The organism is Thiohalorhabdus denitrificans, assembly GCF_001399755.1.
GTDB classification, from domain to species: domain Bacteria; phylum Pseudomonadota; class Gammaproteobacteria; order Thiohalorhabdales; family Thiohalorhabdaceae; genus Thiohalorhabdus; species Thiohalorhabdus denitrificans.
Genome location: NZ_LJCP01000007.1, coordinates 204,113 through 220,184 on the forward strand (window position 1 = coordinate 204,113; position 16,072 = coordinate 220,184).

Genomic DNA, 16,072 nt, shown 5'->3' on the forward strand with positions numbered 1-16,072 from the left:
CCTCTGCCGTATTCAGTGTAGGACGTCTTGGTTCGGGTCTCGGCGATCAGCCGCCGCAGCCGCCGATGGTGACCCGGACCTCCTTGGAGGTCTTGAAGAACTCGCCGTCGGTGGTCTCCGCCACGGCGACGATGTCGGAGGTCTCGCCCATCTTGATGCGGGTGGAGACTTCCGGGGTGCCGGTCTCCAGCATGTGGAAGCGGGCGGTGTACGGCGCGGGGTTCTTGCTCACGAAGAGGTGGAACTTGGCCACCTTGCCCGCATCCAGGTCAGTGCTGATGGTGATAGGCACGACGGCGCCGTTCTCGGCGATGGTGGGGGCCTTCAGGCTGACGTTCCCGTCCTTCACGTCGGTGGTGCCCAGGGCCGCTTCCATGGCGGCGTCCAGGCTCTCGGCCTCGAAGGCGCCCTTGGGGAAATCGAAGTTCTGAGCCAGGCTCTTCACCGGCTTGAGCAGGCCCGCGCCCGCGGCGGCCACCACGGCGCCGGTCGTGCCCAGGGCCTTCAGGAAGGAGCGCCGGCCGGTATTCTGGTTGGTTGCAACGCGCATCGAGTGGTTCCTCCGTAATTCCAATTGGCTTCGCCAAGTACCGGTTCAGTACTTGAGCGTCATGAGGTAGGCGGTGATCTTGTCGATCTCCTCTTCGGACAAGATCTCATGCTTGCCGAAGGGGGGCATGCTGGTCACCGGGTTGAACTCCTCGGCATCCCAGATCTGCTTGCGGATCCGCTCCTCGTCGAGGCGGTCGGCGACACCCACGAGGCTCGGACCGAGGTTCCCGGGCAGCTCCCCGCCAGGGATCTCGTGGCAGGCCAGGCAGTTGCCCTTCTTACGGTCGAAGGCGAGGTCCTTGCCTTCCTTCTCCACGCTGCTCAGGTTCTCCTCGCCGCCCTGGGCAATAGCAACGTTGGCGGCGCTGCCGGCGACGAGCATGGCGGCCCCCAGGAGCGGGGCGCCGAGCCGGGAGAGCCGGGATACTCCGTTGGTCCCCATTTGTACTCCTCCTTTGCGGCTTGACGGTATGGGCGACAGGCGGAAAGGCGCCCGGGCCCAAGAGTGCGTCCTATATGCCATATCCCGTTGCGCGGCTGCAACCAATTGTTTTCGAAAATCGCCCTGTGTTCCCGGTTGCGGGGAATTTTTGGATTTGTGGCTTTCCTGCGGGCGTCCGAAAAAGCCTGGCACTAGGCGCGCAACGGCCTCAGAATAACACCGGGCCGGGGAAGGATCCACAGCCTGAGAGGCTCAAAACGGCGGAATTCCACCGGGAAAAGTTTAATAAATAGCCCTTACGGTTCGAATAGATTTATATTGGCATATTACTATCCGGTAATATAGTTACATTCCGATTATTCCGCCGGATACGCACGTCCTATGGTGCAAGAGTCGTACCGATGGGGACTGGGGGGGACATAAGAGGGCGGGCGCCCGGGGACGGGCGCCCGGTTTCGGCGGAGAGGGGAAGCAGGGGGAACAGCGTCGGGGGAGGCGGGGGCCTTCAATCAGAGGGCAGGGAGCCGGAGCCGCCTTCGGGCTCCTCGTCGCCCTCGCTCCCCAGCAGCCCCAGGTTCTTCATCTTGGTGCGTAGCTGCTTGCGGCTGATGCCGAGGAGGACCGCGGCCCGGCTCTGGTTCCAGTTGGTCTTCTCCATGGCGTCGATCACCACCTGGCGCTCGATGGTGGGCAGGTGGTGGGTGGTGAAATCGGCCTTCCCCGAAGCGGGCGGGCTGGACAGGGTCGAAGGCAGGTCGTCGGGCCCGATGGTGTCGCCCCGGGTCATGACCACCGTGCGCTCGAGGACGTTCTGCAGCTCGCGGATGTTACCCGGCCACGGGTAGGACTGGAGGATGGAAAGGGCCTCTCCGGTCAGGGCCGGCGGGTTGCGGCCGAGCTGGTGGGCGAACTGCTCCAGGAAGTGGCGGGCCAGCAGGGGGATGTCCTCCACCCGGTCCCGCAGGGGCGGAAGGTGCAGGGGAATGACGTTGAGGCGGTAGTAGAGGTCCTCCCGGAACCGGCCCTCCTCCGCGTCCCGGGCGAGATCCCGGTTGGTGGCGGTCACCAGGCGGGCGTTCAGGGGTTGGGGACGGTGGCTGCCGAGCCGCGTGATCTCCCGCTCCTGCAGGGCGCGCAGGAGCTTCACCTGCATGGCCAGGGGCATCTCGCCCACCTCGTCCAGGAACAGCGTGCCCTTGCCCGCCTCCTCGAACTTCCCCGGCCGGCTCTGGTGGGCCCCCGTGAAGGCCCCCTTCTCGTACCCGAACAGCTCGCTCTCGATCAGCTCCGCGGGGAGGGCCGCGCAGTTCACCGCTACGAAGGGCTCGTTGGCGCGGGGCGAGGCCGTGTGCAGGGCATGCGCCACCAGCTCCTTGCCGGTGCCCGATTCCCCGGTAATCTGCACCGTGGAGGGGGCGGGGGCCACGAGCTCCACCGTGTGCAGCAGCTCGCTGATGGCCTGGCTCTCGCCCACGATGCCGAAGTTCTGCTCGGGCTGCTGGGTGGGCAGGGCATGGCCGGAGCGGTTGAGCAGGTTGCGGACCAGGGCCACCAGATCCGCCTCCTCCACGGGCTTGGTGAGGTAGTGGTCGGCGCCCGCCTTCATGGCCTCCACGGCGTGCTCCACATTGCCGTAGGCGGTGACGATGATCACCGGTAGGTCCGGGTGCTCCGCCTTGAGGGCGTGCATGAGGTCCAGGCCGTTTCGGCCGCTGCCCAGGCGGTGGTCGGTGACCACCAGGTCCGCGCCGTTCCGGGCGAACTGCTCCAGGGCGTCCTCGGCGTTCTCCGCCGCCCGGGTGGCGAACCCCTCTTCCTCCAGCCAGGCCGCCATGACCCGGCGCAGGTTACGCTCGTCCTCGACGATCAGGATGGTGTGCTCGGGCATAGGGTTATCCGGCCTTGGGAATGGTCAGGGTGAAGCGGGCGCCCCCGCCGGGCGCGTCGTCCACCTCCACGTTGCCGCCGTGCTGCAGGACCACCTTGGAGACCACCGCCAGGCCCAGCCCGCTGCCGTGGGTCTTGGTGGTGACGAAGGGTTTGAAGATCCGCTCGCGATCCTCCGCGGGGATGCCCGGCCCGGTGTCGCGAACGATGACCCGCCGCGTGCCGTCCGGTCCGGGCTCCATGGAGACGTGGACCCGGTCGCCCGGTTCGAGCACGTCCAGGGCGTTGGTGAGCAGGTTCACCAGGGCCTGGTGGATGAGCTGGGCGTCCAGCAGGCAGGTGCGGCCCTCCGAGCAGGTGAACTCCAGCGTCACGCCGGCGTTTTCGTAATCGGTGGCCAGCCGCGCGCAGGTGTCCTGGATCAGGGCGCACAGGTCCCGTTCCTCCAGCTGGGGCTCGAAGGGACGGCTGAAGTCCAGGAAGCCCTCGGTCATCTCGTACAGGCGGTGCACCTCCTCCTCGATTATTTCAGAGAATTCGGTCTTTTGCGTGGCCTCGGGATGCCGGCGCAGGTAGCGAGCGGCGCCCCGCAGGCTGGAAAGGGAGTTGCGCAGCTCGTGGGCCACATGGGCGGACATCTCGCCGATGGTGGCCAGGCAGTTCAAGGCCTGCTGTTTGCGGTGCAGGCGGTCGAGCTCCACCAGATACCGATCGAGGGTGGAGCGCAGGCGCTCGAAGCCGTACTGCAGGCGGACCAGCTCGTCGCCCTCGGCCGGTCCGCCCTTCTGGTCCGGGGCGCTGGTGGTGAGCTCGCGCTCCATGGCCTCCACCTGCCCCGTGAGCCTTCGGATCGGCCGCGTTACGAACCCGGAGATCAGGAACGCGCCGGCGGTGCCCACCACCCCCGTGAATAGGCCGAGCCAGAGGAGCTTGCGGAGGGTGGCGTTGAGGTTCTCGGCCACGATCTGGCGCAGCTCCGAGGGGTCGAAGCGCACGTGCACCTTCCCCAGCTCCTCGTCCCGGACCTCGATGGGATGGCTCGCCGTCTTTAGGAGCTCGTCGGAGGCGAGGGGGAGCAGGTTCCAGCCCGAGGCGGAGGGCGGCTCCTGGACTCGGCCGGTGGCCCATTCGGGACTCTTCTGTCCCAAACCGGACATGTCCGTGCTGGCCAGAATCCGCCCCGTGGCGTCGGTGACCACCGCCGCCTCCACGGCCCGGCTGCTGCCGGCCTGCTCCACGAGCTTCTGCAGAGCGGTCAGGTCGGTGGTGAGGATGGGGCTGCGGGCGTTGCTGGAGAGGTCCCGGACCATGCGCAGGTTTTCGTCCACCAGCTGCTGCTCCAGGTCCCGGTGGACGGAGGTGTACACCACCAGGGACACGGTCAGGAAGATGGTGACGATCAGAAGTAGGACGTACAGGGCGCCCTTGGTCTGCAGGGGGAGCCGCTGGAAAGGCGCCATGGTCCCTACCTCCCTCGGGTCCCGCTCGGCCGCTCGGACGGGTTCAGCAGGTTCAGCGGGATGTCCGGGGAACCGTGGCGGCGCTCCATGGAGCGGAGCTCGTCGTAGTCGTCGTCGCTGGTGGGCGAGAAGCCGTTCACGTTGGGCCCGATGGCCCGGAGGATCGCCGTGGCTTGCGGGCGGCGGAGCCCGGTCAGGGCCTGGACCAGCCGTTTCCGGAAGGAGTCACTGAGCCCCGCGCTCGCCGCCAGCAGGTACTGGGGGATGGGCCGCGAGTATCCCAGGGCCCGGAGCACCCCCTTTTCCAGGAAGGGGTGGGCGGCGGATTCGTCCACGGCCGTGGCGTCGAACAGGTCGGCGGCAACGGCGTAGAGGGCGTTCTCGTTGGAGCCGAGGGTGCGCTCCTCGAAGAAGTCCCGGTGGGGACGGATGCCCGCCTCGGCGAACATGGTCTTGGGTACAAGCCGGGACGCGGCGCACACCGGGTCGCCGTAGGCGAAGCGGGCCCCCTTGAGCTCCTCAAGCTCCTGGTAGGGGCTCCCCTTGCGCACCACCACCACCGATCGGAAGGTGTCCTTGCCCTGGCGTTCGATGCGGACGAGGGGCCTGAGGGCGCCCTCGTCCCCCAGGCGGGCGTAGACCAGAGGGCAGAGGTAGACGATCTGCGGCCGGTCCTGCCGGGCCAAGCGCAGCAGCGATTCCAGGTCGCCGGCAACACGCGCTTTGACCGGAACGCCGAGGGCCTTCTCCAGGTGCCCGGCCAAGGGCTGGAAGCGCGCGTACACCTTGTCCGGGGTGGACAGGGGCGGCAGCAGGAGGCGCAGCCGCTCCGGTTCCTCCGCCGAGAGGGCCGGCGCACCGAGGAACAGCAGCAGGCCGGTCAGGGCGGGGAAACCGTGTGCGGCAAGGCGTTTGGCTAGGCTCATGGATGCGGGCATGCGCGTCCTTGGGCTAGAGTCGCAGTTCCTGGATGCGGGCCTGGATTTGCCCCAGCTGGTCGGAGCCCTGCTCCTGGGCGAGGCGCTCGGCCAGGCGGAGCTGCTGGAGGGCCTCGGCCCGCTGCCCGGCGATCCAGCGGGCCTCCGCTTCGGCCCGGTGGGCCCGGATCGAATCGCCGAGCCGGGAGTAGGCCTCCCCCAGGGCCCGGTGGCTGGAAGCGCGGCGGGGATGGTCGCGGGTCACCTCCTTCAGGATGTCCCGGGCCGCCTCGGCGTCGCCCGCGGCGAGCTGCGCCCGGCCCAGCTGCTCCCGCAGCTCCGGGGCCCCGGGCCGGCGCTCCAGGGCGGCCCGCAGGGAGCGGATCGCCTCTTCCGGCCGGCCGGCCTCCAGCAGGGCCTCGGCGAGGCTGCCGCGGTAGGCCACCTCCTCGGGGGCCTGCTCGATGAGGTCCCGGAGCAGATCGAGGGCCTCCTCGGTGCGGCCGGTGAAACGGGCGGCGAGGGACAGGCCGTACCGGGCGGCCTGGTCCTGGGGGTCGTCCTCGACCTGTTCCGCGAAGCGCCGATAGGCCTGCTCCGGGGATTCCGCCGTGACCGCCTGGACCCGGGCGCGAACGCGCTGGTAGGTACCTTCCCCCAGCGGGGTGGATTCGGCGGCGGCGCGCATGCGGCTGGCGCGGTTGCGGGCGTCGGAGATGCGGTCCCGGGTCAGGGGGTGGGTGGACATATAGGCGGGAGGCGCCTGGCCCTGGAGGCTGGACCAGTTCTGCAGCTCCTCCAGGAAGGCGGGCAGGCCTTCGGGCTCGAAGCCGGAGCGCGCCAGATAGCCGACCCCCAGTCGGTCCGCCTCGTGCTCGTGGCTGCGGCTGTAGGACAGCATCTCCTGTTGGGAGTAAGCGCTCGCCCCGGCCACCAGGGCCTGGGCCGCCTCCCCTTGGCCTTGCATCCCCGCCATGACCCCCGCAAGCACCAGGAGCAGCGATTGGAGCTGGGTCTCCTGGCTGGCGGCCACCTGGCGGGCCAGATGGCGTTGGGTGATGTGGGCGATCTCGTGGGCCAGTACGCCGGCCAGCTCGGCCGCCGAGTCGGTGGCCTCGATCAGTCCGGAATGGAGGAAGATGTGGCCGCCGGGGACCGCGAAGGCGTTCAGGCTGGGGTCCTCGACCACGTAGAAGTGGAAGGGATAGGCGTCGAAATCGGTCTGCGCGGCGATCCGGTGGCCAATGGCGCGAACGTACCCCAGGACCTCAGGGTCCTCCACGAAGGTCAGCTCGCGGCGCGCCTGGGCCAGGAACTCCTGGCCGATCTGCTGCTCCTGGGTGGCGGTAAGCGCCCCCCCGCTCTGGCTGCCCAGGGAGGGAAGCTGATCCGCGGCGGCGGGGGGGGCCAGGGCGAGGAGCCCCGCGAGCAGCAGGGCCAGGCCGCGCCGCGCGGTAGCCGCGCTGAAGGAAGTGGAGGATCGGGGCATGGTCGCCAGAGGTCGATGGAAAACGGTCCGCAATGCGTGCTATTAGGCCCGCGCAAGGGCCCGGAGTTCCGGGCTCAGTCCGATTCCCGCCGCCAGTGTCCGGAGCGGCCGCCGGACTTCTCCACCAAGCGCACCCTCGTGATCTCCATGGCCCGGTCCATGGCCTTGCACATATCGTACACCGTGAGCAGGGCCAGGTTGACGGCGGTCAGGGCCTCCATCTCCACGCCCGTGCGGTTGGCCGTCTTCACCGTGGCCTCAGCGCGCACCGCAGGGACGCCGGAGCCCTCGTCCTCTTGCAGGTCCACCTCCACGGCGGACAGGGGGAGGGGGTGGCAGAGGGGGATCAGCTGGCCGGTCTGCTTGGCCGCCTGGATGCCCGCGATACGGGCCACTCCGAGCACGTCGCCCTTGGCCACCTGCCCGGCGCGGATCCGGTCGAGGGTGGAGGGCTCCATGGTGATCCAGCCCTCGGCCACGGCGGCGCGCTCGGTGACGGCCTTGTCGCCCACGTCCACCATGCGGGCGTTGCCCTGGTCGTCGAAATGGGAGAGGGGATCCTCGTTGTCGGCCATGGCGCGGCCTCCGGAGTAGGCAAAAAGGGGCCGAAAAGCAAAAGGGCCGGGACGCGCGTCCCGGCCCACCATCGGGCAGCCGTTCCGTACCCGTCTCCCCGGGGACGGCCCGGGACCGGTTTCCGGGGCTACTTGCCCCGGCCCGGTGCGCTGGCGTAATGGAACATGGTGTCCCGGTCCTTCCACATCCGCTCTTCGAGCATCTCGTCGGGCAGGGTGAAGAGGTGGGAACGGTCGGCCTTCTTGGTCTTCACGAGCTTGACCACATCCTCATAGGGCATCTTACGGAACAGGCCGTCGTTGTCCGTGGACCGGACGATCATGAATTCATCGAACAGCTTGTAGACGTAGAAGTTCCCGGGGCGGAGCTTACCGTTACTGTCCTTGTAGGTAACCGTGATCCGGGTGTTTTCCTGGAATTCGCTGCGGTCCACCGTCGTTCCTCCTGGGGTAACGTGCCCTCGTGGTAGTGGGCTGGGGTAGCGCCTGCCTAAACTTGTTTGGGGCCTCGCCCGGACCGGCTTACAATCCACGGGCGGATTCTAAGAGGGTCGCCAAGCTAGCACGGGGGCCGGAGGCCGGCAAATAAAGGGCCTTGATCGCTGAATTAAAATTACTGCCTTGCCAGTGGGCAGGGCAATCGCCAACATTGCCCCCTCTCAAAAATCCCGGCCTGACGGCCTTTTCTCTTGTCATGGTCGGGAACCTGCGGTTCGATGCCGCACGCGGAGACCGAACATGCTGGCCGTGGAAGAAGCCCGCAACCGGGTACTGGAGGCCGTGCGTCCCACCGAGGAGGTGGAGACGGTAGCCACCGCCGAGGCGGCGGGGCGGTATCTCGCCGAGACTCCCCTGGCGCGGGTGGGGAGTCCGGCCTTCGATAATTCGGCCATGGACGGCTACGCCCTGCGCGCGGCGGACCTCGGCGAGACCGGCGGCGAGCTTCCGGTCGCCTTTACCGTGGCGGCCGGGAACGACCCCCGAGCGCTAACCGAGGGGACCTGCGCCCGCATCATGACCGGCGCGGCCATTCCTGCCGGGGCGGACGCGGTGGTCATGCAGGAGAAGGTGGAGGCCGGCGAGGGCCGGGCCCGGTTCGCCGAGCGACCGGAACCGGGGGCCAACATCCGCCGCGCGGGGGAGGACATCGCCCCCGGGGCGGGCCTGGCCGGGCCGGGCGAGCGGGTCTCGCCGGCGCTGGTCTCCGCCCTGGCCACCGCCGGCGTCGGCGAGGTGCGGGTGGCCCGCCGGCCGCGGGTTCTGGTGCTGTCCACGGGCTCTGAGCTGCGCGATCCCGGCGAGCCGGTCGGGCCGGGCGAGATCTACGACTCCAACCGCTACGCGCTGCTGGCTATGCTCCGACAGGTGGGCGTGGAGGCGGTGGACGGCGGACGGGTGCCGGACGAGGTGGAGGTGCTGCGCGGCGCCCTGGACCGGGCCGCGGAGCACGACATGGTCATCACCAGCGGCGGGGTGTCCGTGGGTGATTTCGACCACGTGAAGCGGATCCTGGAGGAGAAGGGGGAGATCGGCTTCTGGAAGGTGGCCATCAAGCCCGGCAAGCCCTTCGCCTTCGGCCGCCTGGGCCGGGCCTACTTCTTCGGGCTGCCGGGCAACCCCGTCTCCGCCCTTATCACCTTCCAGCAGTTCGTGCGGCCGGCCCTGATCCATTGGATGGGCGGCAGCCCGGTGCCGGTGCGGATCAACGCCGTGGCCGGGGCGGCGTACCAACGGGAGAAAGCCGGCCGGACCGAATTCCTTCGCGCCCGCCTGGAATGGAGCGGCGGGCAACTGATGGCCATCCCCCTGTCCCGGCAGGGCTCGGGAATGATCTGGGGGATGAGTCGCGCGCACGCATACATCGTTGTGGATGCGGGCAGTCACGGCTTCCGGACCGGAGAGGCGGTGGTGGTGGAGCCCGGCAGCGAATGGTGCAGTTTCGGCGAGCCGCAATCGAGGGGCGAAGAATGACTGCGAGCGGACTTACGTATTACTCGGATCCCGATCACTACGAGGATCACTCCAAGCAGGAGGTGAAGTACACCACCTGCTATATGTGCGCCTGCCGGTGCGGGGTGAAGGTGTATGTGGAGGACAACAAGCTCCGCTACCTGAAGGGCAACCCCGACCATCCCACCAACCAGGGCGTGCTCTGCGGCAAGGGCTCCTCGGGGATCATGAAGCAGTACTCCCCCGCCAAGCTGCAGAAGCCCCTGCTGCGCAAGCCGGGCGCCGAGCGCGGCTCCGGGGAGTTCCAGGAGATCTCCTGGGAGGAGGCCCTGGGCATGCTCTCCGAGCGCCTGGAGAAGATCCGCTCCAGCGACCCCCGCAAGCTCGCCTTCTTCACCGGGCGTGACCAGATGCAGGCCCTCACCGGCCTGTGGGCCACCCAGTTCGGCACGCCGAACTTCGCCGCCCACGGCGGTTTCTGCTCGGTGAACATGGCCGCCGGCGGCATCTACACCACCGGCTCGCCCTTCTGGGAGTTCGGCAGCCCCGACTGGGACCGCACCAAGTACTTCCTGATGTGGGGAGTGGCCGAGGACCACGACTCCAACCCCATCAAGATCGGCCTGGAGAAGATCAAGCGCCGCGGGGCCAAGTTCGTGGCCATCAACCCGGTGCGCACCGGCTACGCCGCCATCGCCGACGAGTGGGTGGGCATCCGGCCCGGCACCGACGCCATGCTGGCCCTTTCCATGGTCCACGTCCTGCTGGAACGCGAGCTGTTCGACTGGGAGTACCTGGTCCGCTACACCAATGCCCCGTACCTGGTGATCGACAACGAGGGCGCCTCGGACCACGGCCTGTTCCTGCGGGACGACAACGGCAATCCGCAGATCTGGGACCAGAACAGCGGCGGCTTCGCCGACGCCACGGGAACCGGCATCGCCCCGGCGCTGTTCGGCGAGTACACCGGGCCCAAGGGCGAGCGCGTGAAGACCTCCATGACCCTCATGGCGGAGCGCTACCTCTCCGACGAGTACAGCCCGGAGCGGGCCGCCGAGATCACCGGCATCGACGCCGAGCGCATCGAGCAGATCGCCCTGGAGATGGCCCATGTGGCCTTCCGGGAGACCATCGAGATCGATTGCGAGTGGACCGACTGGGCCGGCCGGAAGCAGGACAAGTTCATCGGCCGGCCGGTGTCCATGCACGCCATGCGCGGCATCTCCGCCCACTCCAACGGCTTCCAGACCTGCCGGTCCATCCACTTCCTGCAGATGCTGCTGGGCACGGTGGACGTGCCGGGCGGCTTCCGCAGCAAGCCGCCGTTCCCGAAGCAGGTGCCGCCGGCCATGAAGCCCATGGGCGGCGACGTGGAGAAGGCCGTCGCGCCGGACACGCCGCTGGCCGGCCCGCCGCTGGGCCAGCCCACCGCGCCGGAGGACCTGCTGTTCACCGACGACGGCAAGCCCCTGCGGATCGACAAGGCGTACACCTGGGAGGCGCCGCTGGCCGCCCACGGCATGATGCACATGGTCCTCACCAACGCCTATAACGAGGACCCGTACCCCATCGACACCTTCATGACGTTCATGGCGAACATGTCGTGGAACTCCACCATGAACACCCAGGGCGTCATGGAGATGCTCACCGCCAAGAAGGACGACGGCGAGTACCGCATCCCCTTCGTGGTGGTCTCGGACGCCTTCCATTCGGAGATGGTCAACTACTCGGACTTGGTGCTGCCGGACACCACCTACTTCGAGCGCTACGACTGCATCTCCATGCTCGACCGGCCCATCTCCGAGCCGGACGGGCCCGCGGACGCCATCCGCCACCCGGTGATCCAGCCCGACCGGGACGTGCGGGCCTTCCAGGACGTGCTGGTGGACCTGGCCTCGCGGCTCAAGCTGCCGGCCTTCACCGACGACAACGGCGAGCCGAAGTTCCAGGACTACAAGGACTTCATCGTCAATTTCGAGAAGGCGCCGGGCATCGGCTTCCTGTCGGGCTGGCGCGGCAAGAGCGGCGAGAAGTCCCTGGTGGGCGAGCCCAACCCCAACCAGTGGGAGAAGTACCTGGAGAACCAGTCCTTCTTCGCCTACCACCTGCCCGAGCACATGCGCTTCTACAAGGGGTGGAACAAGGACTACCTGGAGTTCGCCAAGGAGTCCGGGTACATGGGCTCCACCGAGCCGGTGGTGATGAACTTCTACTCCGAGCCGCTGCAGCGGTTCCGGCTGGCGGGCGAGGGCGTCTACGAGGGGCCGAAGCCCGAGGACCCGGTGGACCGTGAGCGGCTCAAGAGCTACTTCGACCCGCTGCCCTTCTGGTACAAGCCGCTCGAGCAGCAGCGCGTGGAGGACGACGAGTACCCGTTCTTCGCCCTGACCCAGCGGCCCATGATCATGTACCACTCCTGGGACTCCCAGAACGCCTGGCAGCGCCAGATCCTGGCCAAGAACTACCTCTACATGAACCGGGAACGGGCCGAGCAGCTCGGCATCCCGGACAAGGGGTGGGCCTGGGTGGAGAGCCACCACGGCAAGATCCGCTGCCAGGTGAAGCACATGGAGGGCACGGAGCCCACAACGGTGTGGACCTACAACGCCATCGGCAAGCAGAAGGGCTCCTGGGGGCTGAAGACGAACGCCGCCGAGTCCAACGAGGGCTTCCTCATGAACCATCTGATCTCCGAGCTGCTGCCGGAGAAGATGGGCGAGCGGCGCATCACCAACTCCGACCCCATTACGGGCCAGGCGGCGTGGTTCGACCTCCGGGTGAAGATCTCCCCGGCCGCCTCCGGGGAAGAGGGCGTTTGGCCCGAATTCCCCGAGATCAAGCCCTTCCCGGGTGAGCCGGAGCGTCCCGAGGTGCTCCGGTACGACTCCCGGGGCCGGAAGTAACCAAGCCGCCGCCAGGGCCGAGCAAGGAGCGCGTGATGAAACTCGGATTGGTCATAGATCTGGATACCTGCGTGGGCTGCCACGCCTGCGCCACCGCCTGCAAGGAGTGGAACGCCTCGGGGGTGACCGGCCCCCTGTCGGACTACGATCCGTACGGGGCGGAGCCTTCCGGCGTGTGGTTCAACCGCATCCGCCACTTCGAAGTGGGGGAGTATCCGGAGAACAAGACCGTCAACTTCCCCATGTCCTGCCTGCACTGCGAGAACGCCGAGTGCGTGACGGTGTGCCCCACCGGGGCCTCCATCAAGCGGGAAGAGGACGGCATCGTGCTGGTGGACCAGGACAAATGCATGGGCTGCAACCTGTGCTCCTGGGCCTGCCCCTACGGCGCCCGCGAACTGGACGAGTCCAGCGGGACCATGAAAAAGTGCACCCTCTGCGTGGACCGCATCTACGACGAGGAGCTCGAGGAGCGCGAGCAGCAGCCGGCTTGCGTCCTGGCCTGCCCGGCCCATGCCCGCATGTTCGGCGACCTCGAGGATCCGGAATCGGAGGTGGGCGAGACCGTGCGGCGCCGCGGCGGTTACTCCCTGATGCCGGAACTGGGCTACGAGCCCACCAACCAGTACCTGCCGCCGCGCTCCACCCGGCCCATTCCCACCGACGACCTGCCCAAGCCCTCGGCTACGGACAAGGTCAAGGAATGGACCAACAAGGTGGTCAACCGCTAGCGGAAGGCCCGCGCGGAACCAGCGCGAACCGACGGACTGCAGCCAAGGAGCCATAGGGAGCCATGAAACCGGCATTCTCGGTGATTCTGTTCACGGTCGCCTCCGGGGCGGGGTTCGGCCTCATCATGCTGGCCATCCTCTTCGACCTGTTCGGCCTCGGCGGGGGGCTCGACCGGGACAGCCTGCTGGCCGCCGGCGGGCTGGCCTTCGTCCTGATCTCGGTGGGGCTGATGGCCTCCACCGCGCACCTGGCCAACCCCAAGAACGCCTGGCGGTCCTTCAGCCGTTTTCGGACCTCCTGGCTGTCCCGGGAGGGCGTGTTCGCCGTCCTTTTCTACCCCTTCTTCCTGCTGTACCTGCTGGGGGTCTACGTGGGTGGCGGCACCACGCCGGGGTGGGCACTGTTCTTCGGCCTGGTGGCTTTCCTGCTGGGGCTGGTCACGCTGTTCTCCACGGGCATGATCTACGCCAGCCTCAAGACCATCCGCCAGTGGTCCAGCCCACTGGTTCCGGTGAACTACCTGACCAAGGCCTTCATGACCGGGATCCTCCTGCTGTACGCCCTGGGGCTCGGTGACCTGAGCCCGGTGGGCGGCATGATCGCCCTAGCGGCGGCCCTGATCCTGCTGGCGGCGGTGGTCAAGTCGGTCTACTACTTCTGGGTGGCCCAGCCCGCGGGGCCCACCATCAACACCGCTACCGGCTTCACCCGCGCCAAGGTGCAGATCCTGGATCCCGGCCACAGCTACGGGACCTTCCTCACCCACGAGTTCGGCTACCAAGCGCCGCCGGCGTTGGCCAAAGCCCTGAAGGTGGGGGTGTACGTCTTCGCCTACATCCTCCCCCTGGTCCTGCTTTGGCCGGCGGCGGAGGCCCCCGGTAGCGGGGTGGTGTGGGTGGCCGCGATCTCATCCCTGGCGGGGGCGGCCATGGAACGGTGGCTCTTCTTCGCCGAGGCCCGCCACGTGGTGAACCTCTACCACGGCGCCCAGGCTACCTGAACAAGGGCCCCGGGAATTCCCGGGGCCCTTGTGCGGTCTTAGCATCAGCAGTTGGTAACCTTCCGAATCTCGAATGAAGGGTGGATGCACCTATGGGATCTTTGGGCGAGATCTCCCCGGAGGAGCTTCAGCAGTGGTCCGGGGAATCACCGCAGCTGGTGGATGTGCGGAATGATGGCGAGGTGCAGCGGGGCGTGATCCCCGGAATGGTCCATATACCCATGCACCTGATCCCGGTGCGGTCCGGGGAGCTGGACCCTGGGCGGCCGGTGGTGGTGTACTGCGCGAGCGGCGCGCGATCGGCCCAGGTGGGCTACTACCTCCTACAAAACGGCTTCCAGGAGGTGTACAACCTGGTGGGCGGGATTCAGGGATGGGCCCGCCAGTACCCGCTCACTACGCCCCAAGAGGCATAAGCAGCGTTATAAGGGGACAAATAAACCCCCCTTATTCTTTTATCAAAAGATTTGCGTTGCCTGATGGATACACCTAGCCCATTCTCACGGGCATTTAGGGCACAACGCTTTCACCAGGAGGGATGGCGAATGCCGGAAGCGAATCAGGAACTGGACGCCCGCGGTCTGAACTGCCCGCTGCCGATCCTGCGGACCAAGAAGGCCCTGAAGGACATGTCCTCGGGCGAAGTCCTCAAGATCGTGGCCACCGACCCCGGCGCCGTGAAGGACTTCGAAGCCTATGCTTCCCAGTCCGGCGACGAGCTGCTGGAGCACAGCGAGAACAACGGCGAGTACACCTTCTTCCTGAAGAAGGCGTAACGCGAGCGAAGGGGGCGCAGTTTGCGCTCTCTTTTTTGTATCTAGGGGAGGGGAACCCTGCTATGGCCGAAGAAAAGAAACTCGCCATCATTGCGACCAAAGGGACGCTGGACTGGGCCTATCCGCCTTTCATCCTGGCGTCCACCGCGGCCGCGCTTGGCTACGAGACGCAGATCTTTTTCACCTTCTACGGGCTCAATCTCCTGAAGAAGGACATCAAGGACATCAAGGTCAGCCCGCTGGGCAACCCGGCCATGCCGATGCCCATGCCCATCCCGAACCTGGTGCAGGTTCTGCCGGGCATGGAGTCCATGGCGACTTCCATGATGAAGAAGAAGATGAAGTCAAAGGGGGTGGCCAGCCTGGAGGATCTTCGCGATCTCTGCCAGGAGGCCGAGGTCACCATGATCGCCTGCCAGATGACCGTCGATCTCTTCGATTACAACCCCGGAGACTTTATCGACGGCATTGATTACGGCGGGGCGGCGACCTTCTTCGAGTTTGCGGGCGAGTCCGATATTTCCCTGTTTATCTAACAGGGCCTGAGGACTACAATCCGTCTGGGAACTCGCCGATTCGTCCGGGAATCGAAGCCAGAAGGCGGAGGTAAGCCCGACCGGAATGGTCGGGCTTCCGTCCCCCGCGCGGGCGGAACCGGCTGGAGGATCACCACGAACAGGAGTGGAGGCGATGGCAACCTACGCCGAGATGCAGGATATATTTAACGAGATCACGCAGGACTTCCGTTATGACCACGAGCTAAACGGTTGCCTGAACTGCGGCATTTGCACCGCCACTTGCCCCTCCGCGCACTTCTATGACTACTCCCCGCGGGAGATCGTCCAGCTGCTGTGGACGGAGAACGTGGAGCAGGTCTACAACGCCATGCAGGAAAAGATCTGGGCGTGCGCCCAGTGCATGACCTGCGCGGCGCGGTGCCCCTTCCGCAACAGCCCGGGCGGTCTGGTCATGATCATGCGCGAAGTGGCCATCAAGCACGGCTTCGAGTCCGCCAAGCAGGTGCTGCGGCCCTTCGGGCGGGTGATGCTCAAGCTCATCACCACCGGCAACCAGCTCTCCCCCGACATGATTCAGCCGGATGCGTTCCCCGACTGGGGCCCGAACATCCAGAAGGTCGAGGGGGACCTGCAGACCCTCCGCAACGCCATCCCGGTCAAGACCCTGCAGACCGTGGAGACGGCCTGGGAGGTGAGCCTCAAGACCTCCGTCGAGATGTACACCATCTGGGAGATGACGGGCGTGCTTTCCTCCCTGGAGACGATGGATGAAAACCTCTACGACGTGATCGAGGACTTCATCGACGAGAAGCGCGAGGACTACGAGGACTGGCTGGAGGAGCAGGAAGAGGACTGATTCCGGTCAGCCTTC

Annotated in this window: 16 protein-coding genes; 8 read left to right on the plus strand and 8 right to left on the minus strand. The window is 67.0% G+C overall.

Annotated features, from left to right (window positions below; all coding sequences use genetic code 11):
- Nucleotides 1-46: 46 nt before the first annotated feature.
- The 8 genes from soxY to AN478_RS04225 form a co-directional block, all read right to left on the minus strand.
- Nucleotides 47-550 (minus strand): thiosulfate oxidation carrier protein SoxY, encoded by a 504-nt coding sequence (gene soxY / locus AN478_RS04190; protein ID WP_054965365.1) that lies wholly within the window; start codon nucleotides 548-550, stop codon nucleotides 47-49.
- 45 nt (nucleotides 551-595) lie between these two features.
- Complete coding sequence (soxX, locus tag AN478_RS04195) at nucleotides 596-994, minus strand: sulfur oxidation c-type cytochrome SoxX (protein WP_054965366.1); 399 nt, start codon at nucleotides 992-994, stop codon at nucleotides 596-598.
- Between the two features lie 505 nt (nucleotides 995-1,499).
- Nucleotides 1,500-2,882 (minus strand): sigma-54-dependent transcriptional regulator, encoded by a 1,383-nt coding sequence (locus AN478_RS04200; protein ID WP_054965367.1) that lies wholly within the window; start codon nucleotides 2,880-2,882, stop codon nucleotides 1,500-1,502.
- A gap of 4 nt (nucleotides 2,883-2,886) precedes the next feature.
- Nucleotides 2,887-4,341 carry a sensor histidine kinase gene (locus AN478_RS04205; protein WP_054965368.1) on the minus strand — a complete coding sequence of 485 codons (1,455 nt, stop codon included), beginning with the start codon at nucleotides 4,339-4,341 and terminating at the stop codon, nucleotides 2,887-2,889.
- A 5-nt stretch (nucleotides 4,342-4,346) separates the two neighbouring features.
- On the minus strand, nucleotides 4,347-5,267 hold the full coding sequence (locus AN478_RS04210) for a phosphate/phosphite/phosphonate ABC transporter substrate-binding protein (protein ID WP_197289209.1): 921 nt from the start codon (nucleotides 5,265-5,267) through the stop codon (nucleotides 4,347-4,349).
- Nucleotides 5,268-5,292: 25 nt separating this feature from the next.
- The gene (locus AN478_RS14670) at nucleotides 5,293-6,747 is read right to left on the minus strand and encodes a M48 family metalloprotease (RefSeq protein WP_054965370.1); all 1,455 of its coding nucleotides are present in this window, start codon (nucleotides 6,745-6,747) and stop codon (nucleotides 5,293-5,295) included.
- 74 nt (nucleotides 6,748-6,821) lie between these two features.
- The gene (gene moaC, locus AN478_RS04220; RefSeq protein ID WP_054965371.1) at nucleotides 6,822-7,322 is read right to left on the minus strand and encodes a cyclic pyranopterin monophosphate synthase MoaC; all 501 of its coding nucleotides are present in this window, start codon (nucleotides 7,320-7,322) and stop codon (nucleotides 6,822-6,824) included.
- Nucleotides 7,323-7,450: 128 nt separating this feature from the next.
- On the minus strand, nucleotides 7,451-7,756 hold the full coding sequence (locus AN478_RS04225; protein ID WP_054965372.1) for a hypothetical protein: 306 nt from the start codon (nucleotides 7,754-7,756) through the stop codon (nucleotides 7,451-7,453).
- A gap of 304 nt (nucleotides 7,757-8,060) precedes the next feature.
- On the opposite strand from AN478_RS04225, the gene AN478_RS04230 reads away from it, so the two are divergent.
- The 8 genes from AN478_RS04230 (at nucleotide 8,061) to AN478_RS04265 (ending at nucleotide 16,057) form a co-directional block, all read left to right on the plus strand.
- Nucleotides 8,061-9,293, plus strand: coding sequence for a molybdopterin molybdotransferase MoeA (locus AN478_RS04230; RefSeq protein ID WP_054965373.1), 1,233 nt, complete (start codon nucleotides 8,061-8,063; stop codon nucleotides 9,291-9,293).
- The gene (locus tag AN478_RS04235) at nucleotides 9,290-12,175 is read left to right on the plus strand and encodes a molybdopterin oxidoreductase family protein (protein ID WP_054965374.1); all 2,886 of its coding nucleotides are present in this window, start codon (nucleotides 9,290-9,292) and stop codon (nucleotides 12,173-12,175) included. Before AN478_RS04230 ends, AN478_RS04235 begins: the two co-directional genes overlap by 4 nt.
- 35 nt (nucleotides 12,176-12,210) lie before the next feature.
- Nucleotides 12,211-12,906 carry a 4Fe-4S dicluster domain-containing protein gene (locus tag AN478_RS04240; protein WP_054965375.1) on the plus strand — a complete coding sequence of 232 codons (696 nt, stop codon included), beginning with the start codon at nucleotides 12,211-12,213 and terminating at the stop codon, nucleotides 12,904-12,906.
- Between the two features lie 62 nt (nucleotides 12,907-12,968).
- Nucleotides 12,969-13,907: a dimethyl sulfoxide reductase anchor subunit family protein gene (locus tag AN478_RS04245; RefSeq protein ID WP_054965376.1), complete on the plus strand. Its 939-nt coding sequence runs from the start codon at nucleotides 12,969-12,971 to the stop codon at nucleotides 13,905-13,907.
- Nucleotides 13,908-13,999: 92 nt separating this feature from the next.
- Complete coding sequence (locus tag AN478_RS04250) at nucleotides 14,000-14,323, plus strand: rhodanese-like domain-containing protein (RefSeq protein ID WP_054965377.1); 324 nt, start codon at nucleotides 14,000-14,002, stop codon at nucleotides 14,321-14,323.
- A gap of 129 nt (nucleotides 14,324-14,452) precedes the next feature.
- Nucleotides 14,453-14,683, plus strand: a complete 231-nt coding sequence (locus tag AN478_RS04255; protein ID WP_054965378.1) for a sulfurtransferase TusA family protein — start codon at nucleotides 14,453-14,455, stop codon at nucleotides 14,681-14,683.
- 62 nt (nucleotides 14,684-14,745) lie between these two features.
- A complete protein-coding gene (dsrE2, locus tag AN478_RS04260) occupies nucleotides 14,746-15,219 on the plus strand; it encodes a sulfur carrier protein DsrE2 (RefSeq protein WP_054965379.1) in 474 nt (157 codons plus the stop codon).
- A 172-nt stretch (nucleotides 15,220-15,391) separates the two neighbouring features.
- Nucleotides 15,392-16,057: a 4Fe-4S dicluster domain-containing protein gene (locus AN478_RS04265; protein ID WP_054965527.1), complete on the plus strand. Its 666-nt coding sequence runs from the start codon at nucleotides 15,392-15,394 to the stop codon at nucleotides 16,055-16,057.
- The last annotated feature ends 15 nt before the right edge of the window (nucleotides 16,058-16,072 follow it).

Coding starts and splice junctions, on each gene's coding strand:
- soxY (WP_054965365.1), bottom strand. CDS start 550: ATGCGCGTTGCAACCAACCAGAATACCGGCCGGCGCTCCTTCCTGAAG.
- soxX (WP_054965366.1), bottom strand. CDS start 994: ATGGGGACCAACGGAGTATCCCGGCTCTCCCGGCTCGGCGCCCCGCTC.
- AN478_RS04200 (WP_054965367.1), bottom strand. CDS start 2,882: ATGCCCGAGCACACCATCCTGATCGTCGAGGACGAGCGTAACCTGCGC.
- AN478_RS04205 (WP_054965368.1), bottom strand. CDS start 4,341: ATGGCGCCTTTCCAGCGGCTCCCCCTGCAGACCAAGGGCGCCCTGTAC.
- AN478_RS04210 (WP_197289209.1), bottom strand. CDS start 5,267: ATGAGCCTAGCCAAACGCCTTGCCGCACACGGTTTCCCCGCCCTGACC.
- AN478_RS14670 (WP_054965370.1), bottom strand. CDS start 6,747: ATGCCCCGATCCTCCACTTCCTTCAGCGCGGCTACCGCGCGGCGCGGC.
- moaC (WP_054965371.1), bottom strand. CDS start 7,322: ATGGCCGACAACGAGGATCCCCTCTCCCATTTCGACGACCAGGGCAAC.
- AN478_RS04230 (WP_054965373.1), top strand. CDS start 8,061: ATGCTGGCCGTGGAAGAAGCCCGCAACCGGGTACTGGAGGCCGTGCGT.
- AN478_RS04235 (WP_054965374.1), top strand. CDS start 9,290: ATGACTGCGAGCGGACTTACGTATTACTCGGATCCCGATCACTACGAG.
- AN478_RS04240 (WP_054965375.1), top strand. CDS start 12,211: ATGAAACTCGGATTGGTCATAGATCTGGATACCTGCGTGGGCTGCCAC.
- AN478_RS04245 (WP_054965376.1), top strand. CDS start 12,969: ATGAAACCGGCATTCTCGGTGATTCTGTTCACGGTCGCCTCCGGGGCG.
- AN478_RS04250 (WP_054965377.1), top strand. CDS start 14,000: ATGGGATCTTTGGGCGAGATCTCCCCGGAGGAGCTTCAGCAGTGGTCC.
- AN478_RS04255 (WP_054965378.1), top strand. CDS start 14,453: ATGCCGGAAGCGAATCAGGAACTGGACGCCCGCGGTCTGAACTGCCCG.
- dsrE2 (WP_054965379.1), top strand. CDS start 14,746: ATGGCCGAAGAAAAGAAACTCGCCATCATTGCGACCAAAGGGACGCTG.
- AN478_RS04265 (WP_054965527.1), top strand. CDS start 15,392: ATGCAGGATATATTTAACGAGATCACGCAGGACTTCCGTTATGACCAC.